Annotated in this window: 15 protein-coding genes; 4 read left to right on the forward strand and 11 right to left on the reverse strand. The window is 63.8% G+C overall.

What is annotated here, in order from left to right:
- Positions 1–7: 7 nt before the first annotated feature.
- Both BM190_RS16295 and purU read right to left on the reverse strand, forming a co-directional pair.
- Positions 8–1,288, reverse strand: a complete 1,281-nt coding sequence (locus BM190_RS16295) for an aminomethyl transferase family protein (protein ID WP_244550654.1) — start codon at positions 1,286–1,288, stop codon at positions 8–10.
- A 16-nt stretch (positions 1,289–1,304) separates the two neighbouring features.
- A complete protein-coding gene (purU, locus tag BM190_RS16300; RefSeq protein ID WP_018315797.1) occupies positions 1,305–2,177 on the reverse strand; it encodes a formyltetrahydrofolate deformylase in 873 nt (290 codons plus the stop codon).
- A 62-nt stretch (positions 2,178–2,239) separates the two neighbouring features.
- Between purU and BM190_RS16305 the strand changes: the two genes are divergently transcribed.
- The gene (locus tag BM190_RS16305) at positions 2,240–3,418 is read left to right on the forward strand and encodes a LysR family transcriptional regulator (protein ID WP_244550655.1); all 1,179 of its coding nucleotides are present in this window, start codon (positions 2,240–2,242) and stop codon (positions 3,416–3,418) included.
- 209 nt (positions 3,419–3,627) lie between these two features.
- Here BM190_RS16305 and BM190_RS16310 read toward each other — a convergent pair whose 3' ends face one another.
- On the reverse strand, positions 3,628–3,843 hold the full coding sequence (locus BM190_RS16310; RefSeq protein WP_092256539.1) for a hypothetical protein: 216 nt from the start codon (positions 3,841–3,843) through the stop codon (positions 3,628–3,630).
- 209 nt (positions 3,844–4,052) lie between these two features.
- On the reverse strand, positions 4,053–4,520 hold the full coding sequence (locus tag BM190_RS16315) for a phasin family protein (protein WP_143109050.1): 468 nt from the start codon (positions 4,518–4,520) through the stop codon (positions 4,053–4,055).
- A gap of 815 nt (positions 4,521–5,335) precedes the next feature.
- On the opposite strand from BM190_RS16315, the gene BM190_RS16320 reads away from it, so the two are divergent.
- A complete protein-coding gene (locus BM190_RS16320; protein ID WP_092256542.1) occupies positions 5,336–6,049 on the forward strand; it encodes a Crp/Fnr family transcriptional regulator in 714 nt (237 codons plus the stop codon).
- 146 nt (positions 6,050–6,195) lie between these two features.
- Here BM190_RS16320 and BM190_RS16325 read toward each other — a convergent pair whose 3' ends face one another.
- Positions 6,196–6,621, reverse strand: coding sequence for a hypothetical protein (locus tag BM190_RS16325; protein ID WP_092256544.1), 426 nt, complete (start codon positions 6,619–6,621; stop codon positions 6,196–6,198).
- A 276-nt stretch (positions 6,622–6,897) separates the two neighbouring features.
- Here BM190_RS16325 and BM190_RS16330 point away from each other — a divergent pair, with 276 nt between their 5' ends.
- Entirely contained in the window at positions 6,898–7,305 is a 408-nt protein-coding gene (locus tag BM190_RS16330) for a GFA family protein (RefSeq protein ID WP_018315791.1), read from the forward strand.
- A 34-nt stretch (positions 7,306–7,339) separates the two neighbouring features.
- On the opposite strand, the gene BM190_RS16335 is transcribed toward BM190_RS16330, so the two are convergent.
- Both BM190_RS16335 and BM190_RS16340 read right to left on the reverse strand, forming a co-directional pair.
- The gene (locus BM190_RS16335; RefSeq protein ID WP_092256547.1) at positions 7,340–8,227 is read right to left on the reverse strand and encodes a DUF1259 domain-containing protein; all 888 of its coding nucleotides are present in this window, start codon (positions 8,225–8,227) and stop codon (positions 7,340–7,342) included.
- Positions 8,228–8,273: 46 nt separating this feature from the next.
- Complete coding sequence (locus tag BM190_RS16340) at positions 8,274–8,507, reverse strand: hypothetical protein (RefSeq protein WP_092256550.1); 234 nt, start codon at positions 8,505–8,507, stop codon at positions 8,274–8,276.
- 417 nt (positions 8,508–8,924) lie between these two features.
- Between BM190_RS16340 and BM190_RS16345 the strand changes: the two genes are divergently transcribed.
- Entirely contained in the window at positions 8,925–10,001 is a 1,077-nt protein-coding gene (locus BM190_RS16345; RefSeq protein WP_092256553.1) for a Cj0069 family protein, read from the forward strand.
- A 36-nt stretch (positions 10,002–10,037) separates the two neighbouring features.
- On the opposite strand, the gene BM190_RS16350 is transcribed toward BM190_RS16345, so the two are convergent.
- The 4 genes from BM190_RS16350 to BM190_RS16365 form a co-directional block, all read right to left on the reverse strand.
- Complete coding sequence (locus BM190_RS16350; RefSeq protein WP_092256556.1) at positions 10,038–13,226, reverse strand: efflux RND transporter permease subunit; 3,189 nt, start codon at positions 13,224–13,226, stop codon at positions 10,038–10,040.
- A complete protein-coding gene (locus BM190_RS16355; protein WP_092256560.1) occupies positions 13,223–14,644 on the reverse strand; it encodes an efflux RND transporter periplasmic adaptor subunit in 1,422 nt (473 codons plus the stop codon). The genes BM190_RS16350 and BM190_RS16355 overlap by 4 nt, the downstream gene beginning before the upstream one ends.
- A 79-nt stretch (positions 14,645–14,723) precedes the next feature.
- Complete coding sequence (locus BM190_RS16360; protein WP_092256564.1) at positions 14,724–15,116, reverse strand: FixH family protein; 393 nt, start codon at positions 15,114–15,116, stop codon at positions 14,724–14,726.
- Positions 15,117–15,217: 101 nt separating this feature from the next.
- Positions 15,218–15,583 (reverse strand): hypothetical protein, encoded by a 366-nt coding sequence (locus BM190_RS16365; RefSeq protein WP_092256567.1) that lies wholly within the window; start codon positions 15,581–15,583, stop codon positions 15,218–15,220.
- Positions 15,584–15,714 lie beyond the last annotated feature (131 nt).

Consider the following 15,714-nt stretch of genomic DNA (forward strand, 5'->3'; position numbering starts at 1 on the left):
GGGCGGGTCAGACCTTGGAGAGATCAGCGCGCCGGTTGTCCTTCTTGTAGGGCGCCGGCGCCACCTTGGCGCGGATCTGCTTTTGCCGACGTCCGGGCTCGCCCCAGACCACGACGACCTCATTGCCAATCTCGGAATGATCGACGTCGATGGTGCAGAGCGACAACATTTCGCGGAAGAAGTAGCTATATCCCCGCGACGTCGTCACGCCGACGTCCTTTCCGCCACTCAGCACGCGGTCGGCGTACATGAAGCCGCGCTGGTCGCGAGGCATCTCCATGTACTGGTACGGCTCATGCTCCTTCTGAAAGAGGGAGGCGTGCACGTCGGCCACGTCGTCTCCGTTCCAGACGAGCGTGCGGATCACGCGCTTTGGATGGGCAACTTCGTCCTCGAGCGCCGCGCGTCCGATGAAGTCATGATCGAACTTGATGTTCTTGGCCCAGCCCAGCTCGACCGGGCTCCGGTACCAGTCACGGACGTCGTCCGACTGGAAGCTGCCTGCGATGTTGAAGGTCGAGGCGAACCCCGGCATCGCTGCGCGGAACTCATCCTGATACTCCTTCATGTCCTCGTCGAAGATCGCGGGCATGTAGTCGGTGACGATCGTGGGGAAGCAGGCCTCGAGATGGTTGATGAAGATCGCGCGGCCGCCGATCCGGCGCAGGCCGAATTCCTGGCCGGCAGCGACGATGGCGTCGTAGACGGCCGCCGCCTGCCCCATCGGCCCCTGAAGCTCGAAGCCGATCTCGCCGGACATGCCCTGCCGCAGCGCGAGCATCTTGCAGCCGGCAATCTCGATCTCGCCCGAATGCATGAACTTGACGTCTCGCAGCGACTGCTTCGCGACCTTTTCAAGGAGCGCGAGCGATGTCGGCCCCTGGACCTGGAAATTGAACCAGTCATCGGCTGCGGACGTCACCTTGTAGTCGCCGTGCCGGCGGATGTAGTCGACCCAGAATGTGCCGCGCCCGAACAACATGAACTCGTCTTCGGACAACCGCGTGAGGATGCCCTCGGCGATGACTTTTCCCTGCTTTGTCGTATGGACGACGTGCTTGGACTGACGGATGTCGAACTTCTGGAAGCTGTTGACGGAAGTATCCGAGAAAAGCTTCAGGGCATCGGGTCCCTTGAAGCGCCGCTCCCAGAGGAACGACCAGTCGCCGATGGCGCAGGTCTCCTTCCACGACATGCTCTCGTCGATCCAGTCGGTGTATTCGGGAAGGCCCCAACGCGAGGTGAAATAGCCTTCGGGGGTCTTGCGCATGCCCTTGGGGGTCAACATTGTCGTGCTCCGTTTCTCAATTGGAGAAGACGATCGTTCGATCGCCGTTGATGATGACGCGGTCCTCGAGGAAGAGATGGACCGCGCGCGAGAGGACGCGCCGTTCGATGTCGCGCCCCTTCCGGACCAGATCGTCCGGCGTATCGCGGTGGCTGACGCGTTCGACGTCCTGTTCGATGATCGGACCTTCGTCCAGATCGCTCGTTGCGAAGTGCGCGGTCGCTCCGATGAGCTTCACGCCGCGCGCGTGCGCCTGGTGATAGGGTTTTGCGCCCTTGAACCCCGGCAGGAAGCTGTGGTGGATGTTTATGCAACGGCCATGGAGATGGCGCGAGAGATCATCCGAGAGGATCTGCATGTAACGCGCGAGAACGACGAGATCGGCATTCGTCGTCGCGACAAGCGCCTTGATCTGCGCTTCCTGCTCCATCTTCGTTTCCTTCGTAACCGGAAGGTGATGGAAAGGGATGTCGCCGACGAGGCTCACGGCAAGGGCCGAACGCGGATGGTTGGAAACGATCCCGACGACGTCCATCTGGAGCTCGCCGAGCCTGTGGCGATAGAGGAGATCGCCCAGGCAGTGATCGAATTTGGAGACGAACAGGAGCACGCGCTTGCGTTCGGCCTGGGATCGGAGCTTCCACTCCATGCCGAACCTTCGGGCGATGATCTCAAGGCCTGCTCGCGCCTTCTGCGCGCCCTCGTCCGACAGCGTGACACCGACTCTCATGAAGAAGCGTTCGCTCATGATCTCGTCGACCTGCGCGGCCTCGATGATGTTGCCGCCGTTCTCGAACAGACAGCGCGAAACGTCGGCCACGATCCCGGGCACATCGCGGCATGACAGGGTCAGGATGTATTGAGAGCTTCCAGCAAGTTCAGGCTGCATCTGCGGACGATTCCTCGCGCCACGCGCGGTCGTGCTCCGACGCACCGACGGGGTGAGCGGATGTGGGAGAGGTTGAGAGGCGGACTGAGGAAGGGGACCGGACCAGCCTGTGCGGCCGGCGACCTACGGCTTTGATTTCACTCCCAAAGTCGCCCTGCGGGCGTTGCAGGAGACCATCGCGCATAAAGCCGTCATTGAAAATCCGGTATTATTCAATACAAGCTATCAATGTGATGGATATCAGACGGCTCGACCTGAACCTTCTTCTGCTGCTCGACGGGCTCTTCCGCACCCAGAACCTGTCGGCGCTCTCCCGTGAGCTCGGAATGAGCCAGCCAATGGCCAGCACCGGTCTGCGCAAGCTGCGGGATTTCTTTGGCGATCCGCTGTTTCTTTCGACCGGGCGCGGCATGCGGCCAACGCCCTTCGCGGAGTCAATCGCCGAAGCCGTGCGGACAGTGCTGTCCACCGTCGATCAGCAGATACTCCGCAAGCCCCGTTTCGTGCCGGAAGACAGCGACCGCGTGTTCACGGTCACAACCTCGGATATCGGCGTCCTGATTTTCATCCCGCCGATCCTCCAACGCATTCGCAGCATGGCTCCCGGAGCGAGCTTGCGGTGCCTGCCGACGTCGCACGAGGATCTGGAAGACGCGCTCGAAAGCGGCGAGATCGATCTGGCGATAGGCTATTTTCCGGACCTCGTCGGTCCGAACATCGTGACGGAGGATCTGTTCGATCATCCCTTCACCAGCATCGTCCGCAAGGATCATCCAACGATCGGTGACACCCTCTCGCTCGAACAGTTTCTCGCCGCGGACCATATCGTCGTAAACCAGCAGGGGCGCAGTCAGGAGATCTTCGAAAGGCGCGTTCGCGAGCTCAAGCTCCAACGCCGCGTCGTGCTGCACCTGCCGCATTTCATGAGCGTGCCGCAATTGATTGCGACGAGCGACATGATCTCCACCGTGCCGTTCTCGCTCGGGGCCTGGTACGCGAACGCGGGGCTGAAGCTGCTGCCCCCGCCGGTCTCGATACCTCTCATCGAGTTGAAGCAGCACTGGCACCGGCGGATGGACAACGAACCCGCCGTGCGATGGCTTCAAACGATCGTGGCCGAGGAGCTCCGGGACCGCGACCCCGCGCTGGCGATGTCGGCCGATTATGCCAAGTCGCGGGCCAAAGCCGCGGCACCCATCGCCGGGCGGTCTGCGGCAACGACGACGTCACGGCGGCGGTAAGCGCGCGTCACGAAGAGTTCACCATTTGGAGGAAACCGCGCCAGTCCGCGCGTACCGGCTACATCAGCGGGGAAAATGTAGTGAACGCGGTCTTGGCATTTAACGCTGCTGGAAAGATCAAGACCCTGAGCTGTGGTCCGCCAGCACCAACTCATGCGTCATGTCGTCTTTGACGCGGTGCCTTTCAATGAGGGGCGCCGGCGACCATTTCATCCATATTCCGGTGCCAGACGCCAGCTCGCGGCGCGGGTGGCCGGCTCGTCGACCCAGGCTTCCCGCGCGAACCATGCGTGATCGGTGCGGCAGATCGGACACCGGGTGCGGGAGAAAAACACCGCGCGGCGTCCAAAGCTCTCGCGATCGGTCTTGATGCCGGTGGGAATCGCGTGTCCGGTTTGTGGACATTTGACCATGACCATTCCCATGTTGCCCTCCCTTGCGATTTGTCTTTGTTGTGGTTTGCAGAAAAACACCGGCCGGCTGGAATGCGCCTCTCGTCGGTGCGAGGCCTGAGAGGCATCGCGCACCTTGTTGGTCGAGCATGGGGCAGTGGGGCGTGCTCGCTCAGTTGGGCGTGTTCCAACCAGCCGGATCTCCTCCTCAGACGAATCCGAATGTGAAATTGAACGCGCTTTTAGCCGCCTGGGTGGAGGACCCTGGTGAAATGCTTCCTGATCGGCTCACCCGTTTCCGTCGCGAGCTTCTGGGCAAGCGCCCACAATTCCCTGTTCTGGTCAGAGGCGGTGTCGAAAGCCTTGCGCGCTTGCGCCGCCGACAATGTATAGGCATCGGTCGCGGACTTGCTGCCGAACAGATCGACGAAGAAATCGAGCGCAGAAGCGGCATTGGCGTTTGAGATTTCGAACACCTTGAGCCCGTAGTCGGTCGTGCATCTCGCATTGCTCGAATAGGTCTCACGCAGCGCCTGCGTCATTTCTTCCGATGCGGCCTTGATCTTCTCGCAGCCTTCCCGTGCGCGGGCGAGGCCCTGCTCGGCAAGCTCGCGCCCCACGCCGGGCAACACGACCTTCGAGAAATCCAACCATGGCATCGCGAAAACGTTCGTTCCGTTCGGCGGTAGTTTCGTTTGGCTTTCAGTCACGCAACATTTCCTTTCTCAAGCGAAAGCACTCCTCGCAACGCTCGCTTGCGTCACGAGAGCTCACGCTCTGTGTTCGATCAGATTTTGGATGAGCCTTGATCTAGCCCCGACCCGCCACGACTTTGTGCTGCGAGAAGCGGGAAGTCGGTTCGGTTTGTGACTCTCGCTCAAACTTTTTTTGGGATTGTCAACACAGACGAAGGTATGTCGGGGAGTGACTGTGCATAACTGGGATATCGCAAGGGGCAGGAAGTTCCTTCCTTAGCGCAAGCCTTGCAAAGGAGCCCCGGCTGGCTGCGTCGGGATGCGCTACGTTTGCGCAAGAACGGACATCACGCGACGTGCCTGCAACGGTAGCTTGCAAGCCTCAAGCCGCCTGCCCTTCTGCTTCACCCTGCCTATCGCTCACGGGCCACTTTCGGACAAACGAAACCGGCGGAGTGTGCTGGCGGAGTTCCTGAACGGTCCTTTCAGTAGCTTGTGCTCATCATCGCGTAGATCGCGCCGATCGCGGTGAAAGGCATGGTTCGCCCAACTCTCTCACCGCAGCGTTTGCCGCGCTCCGGAAATTGGAACACCTTATGGTGTTACCCATACGCATTTTGCAATTGTGCCACATAGCGCTTGAATCTAAGTCCTGAATGATGGCGTAAGGCAAAACGCGCCTCGCGGTCGCGTGTGTTCGGAGTTTTATTTTTGAAATTGAGAGCTTCCGCAGCTGAATTGGATTTCGGAGCGCGAGGCGTACGCGGTTTCAAACAAAGTTCGAGTTTGCCGTCCTATGCCGCTCGAAATGCGGTTCGCGGTGGGCTACCGTGACGCATCCCAGCGGAATTGGTAACCGACTTCTCGCCGCCCTACCGGCGGCAGATCTCGGTCTGCTAGCACCCGAGCTGGAGATGGTCGCGCTCGATCGGGACGCGGTCATCTCGCGGGCGGGTGACCAGACCGAGCACGTCCTCTTCCCTCATAGTGGGGCCATTTCGGTGATGATCGACATGGCGAACGGGGAGACGGTCGCCAGCGCTGCGATAGGGCGCGAGGGAGCAGTAGGCACCCTTTCCGTGCTGGGGCCGTCCCCTGCGGCCCTTACCGCCATCGTTCGTGCCGCCGGCACCGCCTCGCGGATTCCCGTATCGCGATTCCACGCGGCTTTTAGCCGTAGCCCCGCGATCCGCCACGCTGTCCAGCTTCACTTCAAGGCGATGCTGATACAGCTACAAATCGGCGGAGCCTGCAATGCGCTGCATCCGGTCCAAGCCCGCATGGCACGCTGGCTGCTCCATCTTCACGACCGCGTCGACCACGACGTCCTCCCGCTCACGCAGGAGACGCTTTCGCAAATACTGGGTGTGCGACGGACGACGGTGACGCTCCTGATGCGCAATCTGCGTGCTTCCGGAGCGATCAGATCCGAACGGCGAGGCGAAATCGAGATCGACCCATCGCGGCTCGCAGAGGTGGCGTGCGAATGCCGCGACACCATGCGTCTCGAAGTCGACGATATCTTTTCTATCGATCCAGCCTGAACTCGCGTTTGGTTCTGCCGAGGCTCATTTGACCGTGACGATGACCGGTTTAGCCCGAAGAGCCGACGCCAGAGCGAGGAACGACATCCGGCGCCAGGGGCCAGAGGTCGACAAGGCGCGCGGGCTGTTGTCGTCGCAGCGCCTGATTACCGCTCCTCGGTCGGATGCACCCATTTGTAGGGCGTGATGCTTTGCGTGGCCGTCAGCTTGATCATGTGGACGGGCGGCGCGGAACGTCCCTTTCGGCACGACCGGCACTTGAGCGAGGCTTCCAGCTTCCAGATCGGCGTATCGCGGGGACGGCGGATTGCGTCGAGCGGCAGGCTCGCACGCGCCTTGCACCTGTTGCACTCGACCTCGAGCCAGCCCATGCCGCCGTTCAGGCATTGGCCGATCGTCGGCGAGGGCTGCGAGGGACCACCGTAACCTTCCATGCGGACCGACCAGGCTTCGGCTTCGGCCCGATCAGCCTCGCGAACCGCCTTCCTGGCCTCCTCGCGCGCGTGCTTGGCCGAAATTTCCGCACCCAGAATCCGGCCGCTCCAGATGACCTCGCGTGATTTGGTGCTCATGCCGTCATCAAAGCTGCGCCCGACGGCGCTGGCAAATTATCGATCGCTAGTAGGTTGGATCCGCAATTCGATACTGCGGGTCGTGGGTGTGGAAAACCGAGGCTGAAGATCCCGTGGCGAAGCCGCGGCGCCGAGGGCTTGGCGTGGCACCGAAGGCCTGGCATGGCAGCAGCTGTCAGGCGACAGTAGGACGCAACTTCAAATCGCTTGCGCCGTTGAAGCCGCGCGTCTCGCGAGTTATCGATCCACCAAACCCGCCTTCCATCGGAGGAATGCATGAGCACCATCACCGGCGGCTGTCACTGCGGCGCAATCCGTTACGAGGTCGAGGGCGAGGCGATCGTGCATGCGCTGTGCCACTGCCGCGATTGCCGGCTCCACGCCGGCGCTCCGGTGGTCGGCTGGACGATGTATGCGGAGAGCGCGCTCAAGGTGACCAAGGGCGAGCCGAAGGTGTACCGCTCCTCTGAACATGTCCGGCGGCACTTTTGCGCCAATTGCGGCACCGGCCTGTTCTACGACAATGCCAGCCTGATGCCCGGGATCATCGATATCCAGAGCGCGACCTATGACGATCCCGAGGCCGTGCCGCCGACGATGCACATCCAGGTCGCCGAGCGCCTGCGCTGGATGGAGCACGCGCACGAACTGCCGACGTTCGACCGCTTTCCGCCGCAGCCGTAAGCGGCGAGACATCATCGCCGGCTCGGCCTCGCCGTCAGCCTTTCGTGCTTGCAGTCTTGTCCAGCGCGGCGCGCAGGCCGTTCGCGAGCTTGACCGCGTCGTCATTGGCCCAGAAGTGCATGAAGAACAGTCGCGGCTGCTCGTCCAGCATATGGCTATGCAGCGCCGTGACCTCGATGCCGTGCGTGCGCAGCGCCACGATGACCGGATTCACCTCGTCGCTGGTCAGCACGAAATCGCCGGTGATGGCGGCCTTGCCTGCTCCGGTCGGCTGGAAGTTGATGGCGATCGCAACGCCCATCGCACCGACGGGGGTCAGCAGCATGCCGTCCTCCGTGATCGGGTCGCGCCGCTTGACGTTGAACTGGTAGACGCCGCCGTTGGCCTGCCCCTTGACGCCGATGACCTGATCGAGCTTTGCAGTGTCGAGGTCGATGGCAGGCGGCGGGCCCGCCGGCGCCGCGACCGTCAAGGGGGTTTTGCTTTCGGCCAGCGCATCGTGGATCGCCGAGGCCAGCTTGACGGGATCGCCGTGTCCGGCGACGTGCATGTAAAACGTCGCCGGGCTCGCACGCAGCAGATGATTATGCACGGCGGTGATCTCGATACCGCTCGCGATCATCTTCGCCATCACGGGCTTGATCTCAGTCTCGAGGAGCACGAGATCGCCCATGACCATGGCACCGCCATGCGCGGGCTTGAACGCGAGCCAGCCGCCGAGCGCCAGCGCCGGCTTGATCGTCACCCCGTCCAAAGTCACGGTGAGATCGGTGCGAGGAAAGCCGTAGCGGTGGACATCGTCCGCAACGACGGGCTTGCGGCCCAGTGTTTCATCGACCTTCTTCCAGTCGAGGTCCTGCGCATGGGCGCTCGCGATGAAGCAGGCACCGACGCCGATCAGTGCCAAAATTGTCTTTCGCATTGAACTGCTCCCTAAGCTTGGATTTCAGGCTCCTGTGCCCCGGGGTTCACTTCTGCTCCTTGATCTGGCCGGCGCTGTCGACGACGAGCCGCACGTCCTTGCCGTTCTTCACGGCTTTTGCGGTCGTGCCCTCGGCGGTCGATTTGATGTCGCTGACCTGCGTGTAGCCGGCCGCCTGGATTTTGGCGACGACCTCCTCTTGTGTCAGAGCCCGTGCGCTCGACAGCCCGCTGGCGATCGCCAGAAAGAGGATTGTGTGAAAGATGACCCTTCTCCGCATGACATTCTCCTGGCGTCTCCTGCCCCAGGTGAAGTCGTTCGGCGCGGCGCGACGAGATGATGCCAAAGCGCTTCGGCGCGGCCGCCGCGCACGAATGAAAAATCACGATTTGTCTGATGAGATCGGGAAACGATGACATGCTGCGCCCTTGCTGATCAGGACGCGATTCTTGGGCATGTCGCCTCGCGGGGAGATCGCAAATCCCCGTCGCGACGAATAGAAACCCGGGTGGCCCAGCTGTCAACCGGCGCAAGGCCGAGGCGCGTCACGAAGAGTTCACTCGGAACGGAACCGCGCCAATCGGCATCTTGAAACGACCGGACGATCTCATTAGGGTTCGTCACGTGGGGACGAAGCAGACTCCCCGTGAGACCCCGGTCCAAGCTCTGCGCAGCACGCCATTCGTGGAGCTTGCGCATGGACACCGAACGACACCCATCCCCCCGCCAAACACTCGCCATCCTCTCGCGCGGAGACGCCGCCGCCCGCCAGGATGCAACGCCGCAAAACAGCCGCTTCGTCCGCGTCTTCGAAGCCCTCGCCGCGTTCGGCATCGACGCGCGCCCCGTGATCTACGACGAGAGCTTTGCTGGTGCTGTCCGCGATCAACTGCTCGCGGCCGACGGCGTGCTGGTCTGGGTCGATCCGATCCACCAGGGCAAGACGCGCGCCGAGCTCGACATCCTGCTGCGCGACGTCGCGGCGCGAGGTCCCTGGGTGAGCGCCCATCCCGACGTGATCCTGAAGATGGGCGTCAAGGAGGTGCTTTACCGAACGCGCCACCTGGGCTGGGGGACCGACACCCATCGCTATGATACCGCCGCGGCGTTCCGCGCCGAATTTCCCTCGCGCCTTCGGGCGGACGGCCCCCGCGTGCTCAAGCAAAATCGCGGCAATGGCGGCCAAGGGGTGTGGAAGGTCGAAGCGCTTCCGAACACGACGGAGACGGTTCGCGTGCTCCATGCCCAGCGCGGCAGCCGGCCCGAGGACATCAGGTTCGAGGATCTGGTGGCGCGCTGCGCGCCGTATTTCGGCTGGGGTGGCTGCATCATCGACCAGGCGTTTCAACCTCGTCTGCCCGACGGGATGATCCGCTGCTACATGAGCGGCGCCAGGGTCGCGGGCTTTGGGCACCAATTGATCAAGGCCTTGATCCCACCGCCTCCGGAAGGCCTCGACGCGCCCGAGGCGCAGCCCGGACCGCGGATCATGCACGGCCCTGATGCCCCGCCGTTCCGGGCGCTGCGAAGGTCGATGGAGGATGAATGGACGCCGCAGATGGTGGAAACGCTCGGCATCGATGAATCGTCACTGCCAGTGATCTGGGATGCGGATTTCCTGTACGGGCCGCGCGATGCGGCGGGCGCCGACACCTACGTGCTGTGCGAGATCAACGCGAGCTCCTGCTTTGCGATCCCCGAGGAGGCGCCGGCGGCGATCGCACGAACGGTGACGCACCGCCTGCTGCGGAGCCAGGAGACACGGTCCGGCTGAGCCAAAGCCCGGGAAGCCGGACGGCGTCTCGCGATCCTATTCGGCCGCTTGCGGAGGGCGCATGCCGTTCTCCATTTCAACGGCATGTTCGTCGACGAGCGCCGGTTGCTCGCCATCAGGCAGCCCCCGCCCCTTCACCAGCCCGAAAATCGCCGGGATCACGATCAGCGTCAGCAGTGTCGAGGAGATCATCCCGCCGATCATCGGCAGCGCGATGCGCTGCATGATCTCCGATCCGGCGCCGGTGCTCCACATGATCGGCAGCAGGCCCGCCATGATGGCGACCACCGTCATCATCTTGGGCCGGACGCGCTCGACCGCGCCCACCATGATGGCGTCATGGAGATCGCGCCGAGTGAAGACCCCGCCCTCGGCCTCGCGCCTCGCCTTCATCTCGGCCAGCGCGTGATCGAGGTAGATCAGCATCACGACGCCGGTCTCGGCGGCAACGCCGGCGAGCGCGATGAAGCCGACGGCGACCGCGACGGACAGATTGAAGCCGAACCACCACATCATCCAGATGCCGCCGACCAGCGCGAACGGCAGCGACAGCATCACGATCAGCGTCTCGGTCAGCGCCCTGAAATTCAGGTACAGCAACAGGAAGATGATCGTCAGCGTCACGGGCACGACGATCTTCAGGCGCGCTGCGGCGCGCTGGAGATATTCGTACTGGCCGCTCCAGACGACATAGGTGCCGGCGGGAAACTGGATGCTCTCCGTCACCGCGCGTTGCGCGTCCGCGACGTAGCTGCCGATGTCGCGGTCGCGGATGTCGACATAGATGTAGGTCGCCAGCTGGCCGTTCTCGGTGCGGATCGAGGTCGGACCGCGCGCCGGTTCGACCTTCGCCACCTCGCCGAGCGGCACGGCGCCGCCCGCCGGCATCGGCACCAGGATATCGCCAGCGATCGCCTTGGGATTGTCGCGCAGGTCACGCGGATAGCGCATGTTGACCGTGAACCGCTGCCGGCCCTCCACCGTCGTCGTGACCGTCTGGCCGCCGAGCGCGGCCGCGATGGTGTCCTGCACGTCCTGGATCAGGATGCCGTAGCGGGCGAGCGCCTCGCGGTCCGGGACGATCTCGAGATAGTAGCCGCCGATGCCGCGCTCGGCGTAGGCAGACGAGGTCCCCGGGACGGTCTTGATCACCCGCTCGACCTGCCGCGCCAGCCGGTCGATCTCGACGAGGTCGGTGCCCATGACCTTGACGCCGACAGGCGTGCGGATGCCGGTGGAGAGCATGTCGATGCGCGCCTTGATCGGCATGGTCCAGGCGTTGGAGACACCGGGAAACTGCAGCGCCTTGTCCATCTCCGCAATCAGACTGTCGACGGTGACGCCGGAGCGCCACTGCTCCTTCGGCTTCAGATTGACCACCGTCTCGAACATTTCGGTCGGGGCCGGATCGGTCGCGGTCGCCGCCCGTCCGGCCTTGCCGTAGACGGAGGCGACTTCGGGGAACGACTTGATGATGCGATCCTGCGTCTGCATTAGTTCGGCCGCCTTTGTGACGGAGATGCCGGGCAGCGTCGTCGGCATGTAGAGCAGCGTGCCCTCGTTCAGCGCCGGCATGAACTCGGTGCCGAGCTGGCGGGCCGGCCAGATCGTGACGGCAAGGACTGCGACCGAGACCAGGATCACCAGCGTCCTGGCGCGAAGCACGCCCTTGATCACGGGCCGGTAGATCCAGATCAGGAACCGATTGATGACATTTTTGCTCTCCGGCACGATCCGGCCGCGAACGAAGATCACCATCAGCGCCGGCACAAACGTCACGGACAAGAGGGCCGCGGCCGCCATCGAGAACGTCTTGGTGAACGCCAGCGGGCTGAACAGCCGTCCCTCCTGCGATTCCAGCGTGAAGATCGGCATGAACGACACGGTGATGATCAGCAGGCTGAAGAATAGCGCGGGGCCGACCTCCGCGGCGGCATCGATCAGGACCTGCACGCGCGATTGGCCGGGCCCGGCGCGCTCGAGGTGCTTGTGGGCGTTCTCGATCATGACGATCGCGGCGTCGACCATGGCGCCGATCGCGATTGCGATGCCACCGAGACTCATGATGTTGGAGCCGAGACCGAGCAGCTTCATGGCACCGAACGCCATCAGCACGCCGACCGGCAGCATCAGGATCGCGACCAGCGCGCTACGGACGTGCAGCAGGAACACGATGCAGACCAGCGCGACGACGACGCTCTCCTCGAACAGCGTGTGCTTGAGCGTGTCGATGGCCGCGTAGATCAGGTTGGAGCGATCGTAGACCGGCACAATCTCGACCGATTTCGGCAGGCTGCTCGCGATCTCCTTGAAGCGCTTCTTGACGTTCTCGATGACGTCGAGCGCGTTGACACCGAAACGCTGCAGCACGATGCCGCTGGCGACCTCGCCCTCGCCGTTCAGCTCGGTGATGCCCCGCCGCTCGTCCGGCCCGAGCTCGACGTGGGCGACGTCGCGGAGCAGCACCGGCGTTCCGCCGGAGGTCTTCAGCACGATATTGCCGAGATCGTTGATGCTCTTGATATAGCCCTTGCCGCGGATGACGTATTCGAACTCGGCGAGCTCGACGGTGCGCCCGCCGACGTCGGCGTTGCTGGCGCGGATCGCCTCACGAATTTTCTGCATGCTGATGCCGCGGTCGCGCATCCGCTGCGGGTCGAGCACCACATTGTACTGCTTGACGAAGCCGCCGATGCTGGCGACCTCGGCGACACCTTCGGCCTTGGCCAGCGCGAATTTCAGATTCCAGTCCTGGATGGTGCGGGTATCCGCCAGGTTCAATTCCTTCGACAGGACCGCATATTGGTAGACCCAGCCGACGCCGGTGGCGTCGGGGCCGATGGTCGGGGTGACGCCGGCGGGCAGTCGCGACGAGGCGCCGTTGAGGAATTCAAGCACGCGCGAGCGCGCCCAATAGATGTCGGTGCCGTCCTCGAAGATCACGTAGACGAACGAGGCTCCGAAGAAGGAGAAGCCGCGCACGACCTTCGATTTCGGCACGGTCAGCATCGCCGTGGTCAGGGGATAGGTGACCTGGTCCTCGATCACCTGCGGCGCCTGGCCGGGATATTCGGTGTAGACGATGACCTGGGTGTCGGAGAGATCCGGGATTGCATCGAGCGGCAGGTGGATCAGCGCATAGAGGCCGGCGGCGGCCGCAAAGCCGGTGCCGAACAGCACCAGCAGCAAATTGCGCGCCGACCAGGCGATGATGCGGGCGATCATTTGTGCTCTCCCGTCGCATGGCCCGCATCGGACGGCTGAGGCGCTCCCTCCGCAAACCCCTTGAGCGCGGCCTTCAGATTGCTTTCCGCATCGATCAGGAAGGTGGCGGATGTGACCACCGCCTCGCCATCGGCAAGTCCGTCGCGGACCTCGATGTAGCCGCCGCCGCGCCGGCCGAGCTTCACCTCGCGCGGCTCGAAGCGCCCTTCGCCCTTGTCGACGAGGACGGCCTGCCGCGTGCCGGTGTCGAGCACCGAACTATCCTGGATCGCCAGCACGGGCGCGCTATCGGCCGTGTCGATCTCGGCATCGACATACATGTCCGGCAGCAGCGCCGCATCGGGATTGGCGAGCTCGATCCGGACGCGAACCGTCCTGGTGTCGCGGTTCACCTGCGGATAGACCACGGCGATCTTGCCGCTGAAGATACGGCCGGGAAAGCTGCGCGCGCGCACCGCCACGGACTGCCCTACCGCGATGTTGCCGAGATCGCGCTCGGCGACGTCGGCCAACGCCCAGACCTGCGAGATATCGGCGATCCTGAACAGCACGTCGCCGGGATTGGCGCGCATGCCGTCGATCGCGCTGCGCTCGAGCACGATGCCGTCGCGCGGCGCCGACCAATGCACGGTGAGGGGCGCAACGCGCGTCCGCTCCATCTCGGCGATGACCTGTTCGGGTACGTCGAGATTGACCAGCCGTTGCCGCGAGCCGCGGCCGTACAGCTCGACGCCGCCCACCGTCTTCGAGGTGATGGTCGCGAGATATTCCGCCGCGGCGGACGCCACCGCCGAACTGTAGATCTCCATCAGCGGCTGGCCCGCCTTCACCCGCGTGCCGGTGGTGACGTCGGCGACTTTCTGCACGAAGCTTTCGGCACGCATCGCGATGACAGAGACGCGGCGCTCGTCGAGCTGGATCGTGCCGGGCGCCCTCACCGCGACGCGGATCGCGCGCCGCCGGACGGGCTCGGACTTGACGCCGGTGCGCTGGATCTTGCCCGGCGACAGCTTCACCGTGCCATCGTCGACCTCGTCGCCTTCGTAGACGGGGACGTAGTTCATTCCCATCGGGTCCTTCTTCGGCACCGGCGAGGTGTCGGGCAGGCCCATGGGATTGCGGTAGTAGAGGATTTTTCGCGAGGAAGCCGCCTGCGGTGGTTTTGGTGCCGCCGCATTCGCCTGACCGTCCTCATAGACCGGCAGATAATCCCGGCCACGGTCGTCCTGCTTCGGACCAGCGGACCAGAGCGGCGCGCCGCTGGGATCGCGGTAGTAGAGCGGGGTCCGGTCCGCCTGGGCCGGAGCCGGGGTCGCCTCGGCATGAACGGACCAGTGGCCGTCGTTCGAGAACCAGTACGCACCCAAAACCAGGCCGCCGCCCAGCGCGAGTGTTGTCAGGAGACGCAGCGTCTTCATGGTGTGCCTTCGCGCGGCGTGCGCGCATCCATGTGAATGGGACAGAGGAGTTCGGACGCCGCGCGCGGCGTCCGCACGCTCACTTGGTCGCCGTGACGATCACCTTACCGGTGACGGTCTCGGACTCGCCCTGGACCTTGGCCGACAGCGTCACCTGGTAGCGGCCGGCCATCGGCAGGTCCGTCCGGAAGGCGTAGACGCCCGGTTCTTTCGACGGCAGCGGCGCTACCGCCGATTCCATCTCGGCCATCCCGTCCGGGGCCATGTCGACGCGGGTCTTGAAGATGACGGCGTCCGCCACCGGCTTGCCGGTCTGCTTGTTGGTCAGGCGAACCGAGAGCGTAACGTCGTCGCCCTTCTTCATTTGCGTGGTGACGGCCTCGAAGGCGTAGTCGCCGGCGCCCGCCATCGCCGCGGAGGCGGCAAGCGAAAGGGTGGCGGCGAGCGCCGCGGTGGTGAATTTGGAAAGCATTGTCCTGTCCTCATGATCTGATCTTTCGCCGCGGCGCATGGCGCGCACGCGTCAGTCGTCGTCGCGCGCAAACGTGCTGCGCGCGTTCGGCTGTTGCGAGATCAGATTCGAGGAGGTCGGAAGGGAGGACTGCTGCTGCGGACGGAGATGACCTGATCCTCAGGGAGGGCGATCGTGCTCACCGCTACGGCGAAATGCCCGAAGACGACGGGCCTGATGGCATCGAGCGCGATGGTGCCGCCGACGCAGCAGAAGCCCATCCCGCATTTGTAACCGCCGGTCTGGGACGGCGTCCCCTTCATGTCGGGGCAGCAATCGTCCATCGCCATGTCGCCGGCCGCGCTCATGTGCATGGTCGCCTGCATGTCGTCCGACGACATGGCAAGCCCGGATGCGGACGCGCCAACGGGCAGCATCGCCAGGGATATGGCGATTGCGAATGCCAGGATGGTACGAACGAGGCGCATCTTTATCGAGTTACCTTATCAAGGTCGCAGCGCAACTCTCGTAGCATATCCCAGTGCCGGTGGCGCTTGTTGATCCGGATCAAGCATTCGTGAGCAGGGGCCGGCCGGTACCGGCCCTGCCGCCGGCCCGG

This window comes from Bradyrhizobium sp. Rc3b, from assembly GCF_900114915.1.
In the GTDB taxonomy this organism is placed as follows: domain Bacteria; phylum Pseudomonadota; class Alphaproteobacteria; order Rhizobiales; family Xanthobacteraceae; genus Bradyrhizobium.

What these genes read in the sequence shown, in the direction of transcription:
- BM190_RS16295 (WP_244550654.1), bottom strand. Translation starts at nt 1,288, where the DNA reads ATGTTGACCCCCAAGGGCATGCGCAAGACCCCCGAAGGCTATTTCACC.
- purU (WP_018315797.1), bottom strand. Translation starts at nt 2,177, where the DNA reads ATGCAGCCTGAACTTGCTGGAAGCTCTCAATACATCCTGACCCTGTCA.
- BM190_RS16310 (WP_092256539.1), bottom strand. Translation starts at nt 3,843, where the DNA reads ATGGGAATGGTCATGGTCAAATGTCCACAAACCGGACACGCGATTCCC.
- BM190_RS16325 (WP_092256544.1), bottom strand. Translation starts at nt 6,621, where the DNA reads ATGAGCACCAAATCACGCGAGGTCATCTGGAGCGGCCGGATTCTGGGT.
- BM190_RS16330 (WP_018315791.1), top strand. Translation starts at nt 6,898, where the DNA reads ATGAGCACCATCACCGGCGGCTGTCACTGCGGCGCAATCCGTTACGAG.
- BM190_RS16335 (WP_092256547.1), bottom strand. Translation starts at nt 8,227, where the DNA reads ATGCGAAAGACAATTTTGGCACTGATCGGCGTCGGTGCCTGCTTCATC.
- BM190_RS16340 (WP_092256550.1), bottom strand. Translation starts at nt 8,507, where the DNA reads ATGCGGAGAAGGGTCATCTTTCACACAATCCTCTTTCTGGCGATCGCC.
- BM190_RS16345 (WP_092256553.1), top strand. Translation starts at nt 8,925, where the DNA reads ATGGACACCGAACGACACCCATCCCCCCGCCAAACACTCGCCATCCTC.
- BM190_RS16350 (WP_092256556.1), bottom strand. Translation starts at nt 13,226, where the DNA reads ATGATCGCCCGCATCATCGCCTGGTCGGCGCGCAATTTGCTGCTGGTG.
- BM190_RS16355 (WP_092256560.1), bottom strand. Translation starts at nt 14,644, where the DNA reads ATGAAGACGCTGCGTCTCCTGACAACACTCGCGCTGGGCGGCGGCCTG.
- BM190_RS16360 (WP_092256564.1), bottom strand. Translation starts at nt 15,116, where the DNA reads ATGCTTTCCAAATTCACCACCGCGGCGCTCGCCGCCACCCTTTCGCTT.
- BM190_RS16365 (WP_092256567.1), bottom strand. Translation starts at nt 15,583, where the DNA reads ATGCGCCTCGTTCGTACCATCCTGGCATTCGCAATCGCCATATCCCTG.